The following is a 9,694-nucleotide window of genomic DNA, read 5'->3' as shown; positions in this document are numbered from 1 at the left end:
ACCTTGTACTCTGCTGTAAGTCCGGCAACTGTTGTGTCGCTGTAATCATCAGGATATGTCACTGTGATCGTCTTGACATCACCCGGCTTGCTTCCTATGAGCTGATCGTCACTGCCATCACCAAGAGTGTTATTTCCCATGGTCAGTGTGTAATCTGTCTTGCTGTCCTTCTCTGTTCCTGAGACAGTCTCAACATAGTCCACATTGATCTTGTCGCCATCTGCCACTGTGCTGGTCTTATCCTCTGTAGTCTTAGAATTGTCACTGCAAAAACTGCTTATCGCACTGTTTACATCGTCCTCGGACACCTCTCTCGATGCCGGAACATATTCGATATCAGTGTATGCCGCCTTGTCTATGGTCGCACACTTTGAAAACTTCTTAAACTGGCTCTTTGTGTCATTGCTGCCACAGCCTGTCATCAGGCCTGCGCACATGACTGCCACCATTCCTGCTGCAAATATCTTCTTTGCTCTCATATCTTTCTCCGTACCCCTTTACTTACTCTTCAGCCTGCTCTGCGTCAGCCGCCTCTGTTGACTCTGTGGTCTCTGCAGCCTCAGTTGTTGCTCCAGTTGTCGCCTTTGCATTGTCCATAAGGAAGTTCATGACCTTCTCTGCCAGAGCGTTGTACTTTATCTCAACGTCTGTAAGATTCTGTCTGAGCGTAGACTCATCAACACTGTTCTTCGTTGCATAATCAGCTATATACTTATCAGCCTCGTCATCTGTGACACTGATATTCTCCTTCTTGGCAATGGCACATACGACCATTCTCTCCTTCTGTGATTCCTCACAAACCTGCTGTACATACTGTTCAAATGCAGCGCTGTCATCATATCCATAGTAATAGTAGATATATGTGTCATACTCTATTCCGTTTGTCTCTGCCTGAGTCTTTATGGATGTTATGATCTTGTCAGCATTCGCCTGAACATCATCTGCTGATATGTTCTCTATTGTACTGTTGTTTATAACGGCAACCATGACCTCATTCTGAGCACTTGCAAGAGCTGAATCCTCCTTGCTCTGCTTGAGCTGCTCACGTACAGATGCCTCATACTCAGCAGTTGTCTTATATGAAGTATTGTTTGCAACCAGCTCATCATTGTATGTAGCCGGTTTATCTATCTTTATATAGTTAAGTGTCGTCTCGAACTTGGCCGCCTTGCCATTTAACTCATCCTTGCCATAATTCTCAGGAAAGGTTACATTCACGGTAAATGTCTCTCCCGGCTTATGTCCAACTATCTGATCCTCAAAGTTATCTATGAATGAACCAGAACCAAGGACGAGATCATATCCGCTGCCATTGGTATTGCCTCCATCGAACTCCTCACCATCTACAGTTCCGACAAAGTCAATATTTACTGTATCTCCGTTCTTCGCCTCGCTGGTTGTGTCCTTATCAAATGTAGCAAGTCCGTTCACAAATGAATCAACCTTGGCCTGAACCTCATCATCCGTGACATCAGTGCCCTTCTCCTCATACTCCATGCCCTTGTATTCACCGAGTGTGACATCTGCCGCATACTGATCCACCATATCCTCTATAGAAGCAAATTCTTCTGATGAATTGTCAGCACTCTCTGTAGCATCAGAAGATGTTGCCTTACTCGCTGTATTATCCAGCTTTCCACTCGTACCATTACTGTCGCCACAGCCTGTCATAAATGACATGGACAGAGCGAGTGCAAGAACAACTGCACATCCCTTATTAAATTTTCGCATAATCATACCTCTTTTACTTTTTATTAGAAGTGTAACCATCTTCATGATAAACTTCAACGAGTAAACTTATACCATATTTTCCTGTAAAAATAAAGCAATTTGAAATAATTCATAGAATTCTCACAAATGATTTCACATTCCTATAACAGGCAGTTTTACATCTGTTTTTGTGATGTATTTTATCTGTCCCACATTATTCAAAGGCAAATCCACAATATGTTGTGTCTACATATTTTTTATTTTTCTATATTTTGTACTTTTTGCAAATAACCTGTAGACAAACAAAATTGGGAATGATATAATCGACCATGTTGAGACATCAGTGTGAGATTTGCGACGAGGCACCTTATTTGTCGCTAATTTTTTTGCGGCTTTTTCAGTCGGCATACCATATATTGATGTCTCCTGTATGGTAGTATACAATATTTAGGGGGCGTACTTTTTTTAACGCCCATTCACATCACACACAGGGAGAATGGGAAATGCAAGTTATCAAGAGAGACGGTCGTGCTGTTACTTACGACCGAAGCAAGATCATATTGGCTATCCAGAAGGCTAACTCGGAGGTTGAGCCTTGTGAGAAGATCTCTGACGAGAAGATCGAGGAGATCGTCGGAAGCATCGAAGCCAAGAACAGAAAGAGAATGCTCGTTGAAGATATCCAGGATATCATCGAGCAGGGGCTTATGGCCGACGGCAAGTTTGTCCTTGCCAAGACCTACATTATATACAGATACAGCCGCGAGCTCATCAGAAAGGCAAATACGACTGATGATTCTATCCTCAGTCTTATCCAGAACAGGAATAAGGATGTCATGGAGGAGAATTCCAACAAGAATGCCACCGTCGCATCCACACAGCGTGATCTTATCGCAGGAGAGGTATCGAAGGATCTTACCAAGAGAATGCTCCTCCCTGAGAAGATCTCCAAGGCTCATGAGGAGGGCGCCATCCACTTCCACGACGCAGATTATTTCCTCCAGCCTATATTCAACTGCTGCCTTATCAACATTGGGGATATGCTTGACAACGGCACAGTCATGAACGGCAAGCTCATAGAGAGCCCGAAGAGCTTCCAGGTGGCATGTACCATCGTGACTCAGATCATCGCATCTGTCGCATCCAGCCAGTACGGCGGCCAGTCAGTCGATGTCCGTCACCTTGGAAAGTACCTCAGAAAGAGCTACAACAAATATAAAAAGAGATACACCGAAGAGTTCGGCGACAAGATAGACCCTGACACACTTGAGAAGCTCATCACAGAGAGACTCAAGGACGAGCTGAAGTCAGGAGTCCAGACTATCCAGTATCAGATAAATACTCTGATGACCACCAACGGCCAGTCTCCATTTGTCACTCTCTTCCTCAACCTCAGAGAGGACGACGAATACATCAAGGAGAACGCCATGATCATCGAGGAGATCCTCAGACAGAGACTTGAGGGAATCAAGAACGAGGCAGGCGTGTATGTTACACCTGCATTCCCTAAGCTCATATATGTTCTTGACGAGCACAACTGCCTCAAGGGCGGTGAGTACGACTATATCACAGAGCTCGCCATCAAGTGTTCTGCCAAGAGAATGTACCCTGATTACATATCAGCCAAGAAGATGCGTGAGAACTACGAGGGAAATGTATTCTCATGCATGGGATGCCGTTCATTCCTCTCCCCATGGAAGGATGAGAACGGAGAATATAAATGGGAAGGCCGTTTCAACCAGGGAGTTGTCAGTCTTAATCTTCCACAGATAGCTATACTTGCAAAGGGAGACGATGACAAGTTCTGGAGTCTTCTGGATGAAAGACTGCAGCTCTGCTACGACGCACTCATGTGCCGCCACAGAGCCCTCGAGGGTGTAACCTCTGACGTCAGCCCAGTCCACTGGCAGTACGGTGCCATCGCCAGACTTAAGAAGGGCGAGGTCATCGATCCACTGCTCCACAACGGTTACTCAACCATATCACTGGGATACATCGGTGTATATGAGGCCACCAAGCTCATGCGTGGTGTGAGCCACACAGATCCTGTGGGCGAGGAATTTGCACTGAAGCTTATGCACAAGCTCCGCGCAGCCTGCGACAAATGGAAGGCAGATACGGGACTTGGCTTCGGACTCTACGGAACTCCGGCCGAGAGCCTTTGCTACAGATTTGCACGTATCGACAAAGAGCGTTTCGGAACCATAAAGGATGTCACAGACAAGGGCTACTACACCAACTCTTACCACGTTGATGTCCGTGAGAAGATCGATGCATTCAGCAAGTTCAGATTTGAGAGCCAGTTCCAGACCATATCATCAGGTGGTGCCATCTCATATGTTGAGATACCAAACATGCGCAACAACCTGGATGCTCTGGCAGAGGTCGTAAGATATATATACGACAACATACAGTATGCTGAGTTCAACACCAAGTCTGACTACTGTCATGTATGTGGATACGATGGTGAGATCCTCATCAACGATGACGGCGAATGGGAATGTCCACAGTGTGGCAACAAGGATCACAACAAGATGAATGTTACCAGAAGAACCTGCGGTTATCTGGGCGAGAACTTCTGGAACGTGGGCAAGACCAAAGAGATAAAGGCAAGAGTGCTTCATCTATAGTCTTTTATAGAAAAACACTTGATATATTCAGGCAACTGATATAAAATAACAGTATGCATTAATAATTTCAATTGTATGGTCTGCATGTCGTAGAGGGCAACGCAGGCCATACTTTTGTTTTAAGATAAATTTAGAAGGGATCACATTATGAATTACGCAGATATCAAACTATTTGATGTGGCAAACGGAACCGGCGTCAGAGTGTCTGTATTTGTATCCGGCTGCACACACCACTGCAAGAACTGTTTCAACCCTGACACATGGGATTTCGGCTACGGCAAGCCGTTCACGGATGTGGAGATCAACCACATAATAGATAGTTGCAAGGAGGACTATATAGCAGGTCTCTCCCTGCTCGGCGGAGAACCTATGGAATATGTGAACCAGCAGGGGCTTCTTCCTCTGGCAAGAAAGTTCAAGGAGACCTACCCTGACAAGACCATCTGGTGCTACACCGGTTATACATTTGAAACCGATCTCTTAGACCGCATGTGTAATGAATGGGAGTATACAAAAGAACTTCTCTCCTACATTGACGTCCTTGTGGACGGAGAATTCATAGACGAACAGAAGGATCTGTCACTGAGATTCAAGGGCTCAAGGAACCAGCGTATCATAGATGTACCAAAGTCCTTGAAGACAGGCACCACAGTCCTGTGGGATGAAAGCGGAAAGTATTTTAAATAAAAGAAAAGCGGTCTGGCACACCATTAAAATGATGATGCCCGGCCGCTTTTTTGTTACTTTCCTGTTGAACCGAATCCGCCGGCTCCTCTGACTGTATCGCTGAGCTCGTCCACCTGATGGAATGCTCCAACGATATAAGGAGCGATCACAAGCTGTGCTATTCTCTCCTCAGGCTCAACCGTCTGTGCCTGGGTTCCGTGATTGTGGAGTGCAACCATGATTTCCCCTCTGTAATCCGCATCCACAACTCCAACCTTATTGGCCGGTGCAAGCCCCTTCTTGGATGCCAGACCGCTTCTCGCATACACAAGTCCTGCAAATCCCTCAGGTATCTCCATTGCTATACCCGTGTGAACCATCACCGTCTGTCCCGGCTCTATAGTAATCGCCTCATCAAGACACGCATACAGATCCGCCCCCGCTGCGTACTCTGAACCGTATGTCGGTATGACTGCCTTTTCATCCAGCTTCTTAATATTGATATCGTATACTGTTGCCATCTTTCTTCTCCTCTTATTCGTCAAATTTTATCTTGTTGTACACATCCATATCCACACTCTTACTGTATGAATATCCGCTGTCCAGCTCATCTATCCAGTCCTTCATAAGGTTGTCATAGTATTCCGCATCAGCGGCATCCGTGAGCTTCTTCTTGTTCTCGGCCGTGGCCTTCTCATCCGTAATGCTTATCATCTGGAATATATGATAACCATACTCAGTCTCCACCACCGTGGAGACCTCGCCATCCGACATGCTGTACAGTATGTCCAGCGTATCCTGGCCATAGGTGCTCAATATATCATCCCTGCTCATCGTATGTGTTCCCGCATACTTAAGCTCCTTTGCGCTTCCAAGGAATGATATATCCATATCTGTGCCATCCGAGGCTTCCACTATGGATTCATATGCCGCATCCGCCTTTTTCTTCTGCTCATCTATCTTGTCCTGTGAGTACAGGGTGATATTTCCATAATCGTCCTCCGAGTAGCACTCAAAGAACATGTCATAAAATGTACTCATCCTGGCCTGCTCATCGGATATCTCCGTGGAGCTCTGCTTCATCACATAATCATATATCTTGTCTGCCAGTGCGCTCTCACGCAAAACTCTCTTCACCGTATCGAGTTCAAGTCCAACCTCTGCGATCTGGGCATCAGTCAATTTGTCATAGAACTCTTGCGCCGCCGTATCCTGATCCCTCTGCTCGCTTGCAGTCAGGCTTATGCCGTACTCCCCGGATTTGGTTATAAGTGTCTTGGTCTTTATGAGCTTTGATATCGCCTGACGCCTTGCTGCATCCACGGCATCCATCTCCAGACCATCATCAGTCACTATGCTCTGTTTCCACACGTCACTGCCATACTTTGATTCGTACTCCTCCTTCACAGTCTGGGCATAAATATACACCTCGTCTATCTCTATGTTCTGCCCGTTGTATCTGAGAACTACCTCCTTGCCAGTCTCCTCAGCGGCATCACTGCCACATCCAGTCACGGCAAATGCACATATGAGCGCCAGCAACACACACAACCATCTCTTCAACTGAACCGCACCTCCTTATCTTTGTATTCTCCTGTCTGTATATTTCTAACTCATTATCTATGCTTTGTTATCCACACTGTCTTCTTCACTGTGGGTCATTATCAACATCTGGGACATATCCGCCACGACAAATTCCGCCTTTCTGAGAAGATCATTTTTCTCCTCCCGTCCAAGCTTCAATATAAACTCAGGCTTTGCCCCCATGACAAATTTCATCCTGCCTGAATAACTCTTAACGAGCTCATCTATCCCATCTACATTTATGTCAGCCCTGTTGTACATGACAAATCTCAGGTCTCCGTCCTTGTACCATATACGGGTTATGAAGCAGATATTTGCATTTGCCCTTAACAGTGCCACATCAAGAAGATTCATTGTCTCGTCAGGGATGTCGCCAAATCTGTCAATGAGCTCATCCACTATGTCATTGTACTCATCCTCATTCTTGATGAGGGATATTCTCTTACAAAGCTCCAGCTTGACAAAGTCGTTTTTGACGTACGTCTCAGGGATGAACGAATCCACCGGAAGGTCTATCTCCGTCTCGTATTCATGGAAAACCTTCTCGCCGCGGAGCTCCCTGACCGCATCATTAAGCATCTTGCAGTAAAGGTCATAGCCCACGACCTCATAGTTGCCCGACTGACTCTCGCCCAGGACGCTTCCCGCACCTCTGATGTTGAGATCCGCCTTGGACACCTTGACTCCCGAGCCGAGATCCGTATATTCTTTTATCGCTCTAAGTCTCTTCTCAGCGACCTCAGATATCATCTTGTTGCGCCTGTAGAACATAAATGCAAATGCACTTCTGTCCGAGCGACCAACTCTTCCGCGTAACTGGTAGAGCTGTGCCAGACCAAACAGGTTAGCGTCGTGTATGATTATGGTATTTGCATTCGGTATATCAAGTCCGGTCTCTATGATGGTCGTGCACACAAGCACGTCTATCTCCTTTTTGTTGAACCGGTACATGATGTCCTCCAGCGTGCGGCCATCCATCTGTCCATGGGCAAACTCTACATTTGCATATGGCACGAGGCTTCTCACATCATCCGCAAATCTCTCTATGCCTTCGACCCTGTTGTACACATAGTATACCTGACCATGCCTTGCAAGCTCTCTGGCAATCGCCTCCCTGGCAAGCTCCCTGTCATATTCCATGACATAGGTCTGTATCGGCCTCCTGTCCACCGGAGGCTCCTCAAGCAGGCTCATGTCTCTGATTCCAACAAGACTCATATGGAGTGTTCTCGGGATAGGCGTCGCCGTCAGTGTCAGAACATCCACATTGGTCTTCATCTCTTTTATCTTCTCTTTGTGATTTACACCGAATCTCTGTTCCTCATCTATTATGAGAAGTCCCAGATTCTTGAACTCCACATCCTTTGAGAGCAGCCTGTGGGTTCCTATGACTATGTCCACCTTGCCCTCTTTCAGCTCTCTGAGTGTAGATTTTATCTCCTTCTGGGTACAGAATCTGCACAACAGTCTCACCGTCACTGGATAATCCTTCATTCGCTCTGTGAACGTCTCATAATGCTGCTCGGCAAGGATCGTGGTCGGCACAAGATACGCAACCTGTTTGCTGTCACCGACAGCCTTGAACGCAGCACGAATCGCCACCTCAGTCTTGCCAAATCCAACGTCTCCGCACACCAGTCTGTCCATGATCTTATGGCTCTCCATGTCTGCCTTGACATCCTCTATGGCCTTTAACTGATCGTCAGTCTCAGTATAAGGAAATGTCTCCTCGAACTCCTTCTGCCACTCGGAATCAGGAGAATAGGCAAAGCCTTCCCTCGCCTGTCTCTCTGAGTACAGCTTTACAAGATGCTGAGCCACCTCGCTGACATGGCCCTTAACCTTGTTTCTTACCTTCTGCCACTCACTGCCACCGAGTCTGTTGATCTTCGGGGCTCGGCTCTCCTTGCTCCTGTACTTCTGGATCCTGTCCGTCTCGGAAGCCAGGACATATAATTTGCCGCCCTCAGCATACTCGATAACCAGATAGTCCTTCAAGGCGCCGTCGACCTCTATCTTCTCAAGCCCACGATAGATACCTATTCCGTACTTCTCATGGACCACATAATCGCCCACGCTCACATCCGAGAATGACTTTACTATCTCCCCGGCACGCGGCAGCTTCTTCCTCGAAGCCTGCGAATGTGATGTCTTGCTGGAGAACACATCTCCCTCACTGACCACGATGAGCTTCATCTCCGGGATCATAAAACCGGCTCTGAGCCTTCCCGGCATGACCGCCATCTCTCTGGCAGCCAGAGCTTTGTCCGGGTCGTTCAGGTAATGACATATGACGTCATTGTCCATGAGGTTATCGACCATTCTCTTCGCACCGACCGATGATGGCGATACGAACAGGACGCTGTATTTGTCCTTCTTCCATTTCTTGATATCAGTAACCAGCGCATCAAAATTGTTCCTGTAGCTGTGAACCTCCCTGCTCTCGATCTCCACGCGGTGAGCATACTTTACACGGTCATCCTCACCCACAAATGAGTCAAAGCCCACAACCTTGTAGCGTCTGCATTTTTCCAGGACATCATCATAAGTGAACAGAACCTTCATCTGCCCCGGGAGGATATATCCCCCCTCCAGCCTGTGCGTCAGGCTGCTAAGAAAACTCTTCTCACTGCCATCCGCCTTCTCCGTGACCTTCTTCGTCTCATCTATGAAAATGTACGCATCCTCCGGCAGGCAGTCCACCAGAGACACCGTGTCACTGTAGAAATAATCAACATAGCTGTCCACTCCGTATATCGCACTGAACTCCGTGAGCTGTTCCTTCAGCGTGGCTATCTCGCCCTTTATCCTGGCATACGCCTCCGTCTGAAATGAATCCTTAAGCTTCTTCGCATACGGCTTCAGCTCTGCCTCCAGCCTGTGTATACCTCTGTCGATCCTCTCCTTTGAAAGCACCATCTCTCCCGCGGGATAAATTACAAGTTCATCCACATTCTCTATGGATCTCTGGCTCTCCGCATCAAATGTCTTGATGGTATCGACTTCATCGTCCCACATGTCTATTCTGTATGGACATTCCTCAGTCAGCGGAAATATGTCCACGATACCGCCTCGTATGGCAAATTGTCCCGGCTCCTCCACAC

Annotated in this window: 7 protein-coding genes; 2 read left to right on the top strand and 5 right to left on the bottom strand. The window is 47.1% G+C overall.

Features of this window, described 5'->3' with window-relative positions; all coding sequences use genetic code 11:
- Positions 1-479: FKBP-type peptidyl-prolyl cis-trans isomerase (locus ABUA34_RS13010; protein ID WP_349823448.1), on the bottom strand; the 479-nt coding region annotated here is incomplete at its 3' end.
- A gap of 22 nt (positions 480-501) precedes the next feature.
- Entirely contained in the window at positions 502-1,731 is a 1,230-nt protein-coding gene (gene tig, locus ABUA34_RS13005) for a trigger factor (RefSeq protein ID WP_055146684.1), read from the bottom strand.
- A 482-nt stretch (positions 1,732-2,213) separates the two neighbouring features.
- Between tig and nrdD the strand changes: the two genes are divergently transcribed.
- Both nrdD and nrdG read left to right on the top strand, forming a co-directional pair.
- Complete coding sequence (gene nrdD / locus ABUA34_RS13000) at positions 2,214-4,340, top strand: anaerobic ribonucleoside-triphosphate reductase (protein ID WP_117874513.1); 2,127 nt, start codon at positions 2,214-2,216, stop codon at positions 4,338-4,340.
- A 147-nt stretch (positions 4,341-4,487) separates the two neighbouring features.
- A complete protein-coding gene (nrdG, locus tag ABUA34_RS12995) occupies positions 4,488-5,027 on the top strand; it encodes an anaerobic ribonucleoside-triphosphate reductase activating protein (RefSeq protein WP_055146690.1) in 540 nt (179 codons plus the stop codon).
- Positions 5,028-5,080: 53 nt separating this feature from the next.
- Here nrdG and dut read toward each other — a convergent pair whose 3' ends face one another.
- The 3 genes from dut to mfd all read right to left on the bottom strand — a co-directional run.
- The gene (dut, locus tag ABUA34_RS12990) at positions 5,081-5,527 is read right to left on the bottom strand and encodes a dUTP diphosphatase (protein ID WP_055146693.1); all 447 of its coding nucleotides are present in this window, start codon (positions 5,525-5,527) and stop codon (positions 5,081-5,083) included.
- Between the two features lie 13 nt (positions 5,528-5,540).
- Positions 5,541-6,569, bottom strand: a complete 1,029-nt coding sequence (locus ABUA34_RS12985) for a SurA N-terminal domain-containing protein (protein ID WP_349823447.1) — start codon at positions 6,567-6,569, stop codon at positions 5,541-5,543.
- Positions 6,570-6,626: 57 nt separating this feature from the next.
- Positions 6,627-9,694: transcription-repair coupling factor (gene mfd, locus ABUA34_RS12980; protein ID WP_349823446.1), on the bottom strand; the 3,068-nt coding region annotated here is incomplete at its 5' end.

This window comes from Coprococcus sp. RTP21428st1_C9_RTP21428_210409 (assembly GCF_040227395.1).
In the GTDB taxonomy this organism is placed as follows: Bacteria; Bacillota; Clostridia; order Lachnospirales; family Lachnospiraceae; genus Coprococcus; species Coprococcus aceti.
The sequence above is the reverse complement of the archived record's forward strand: the minus strand, read 5'-3'. Positions and strand labels throughout refer to the sequence as shown.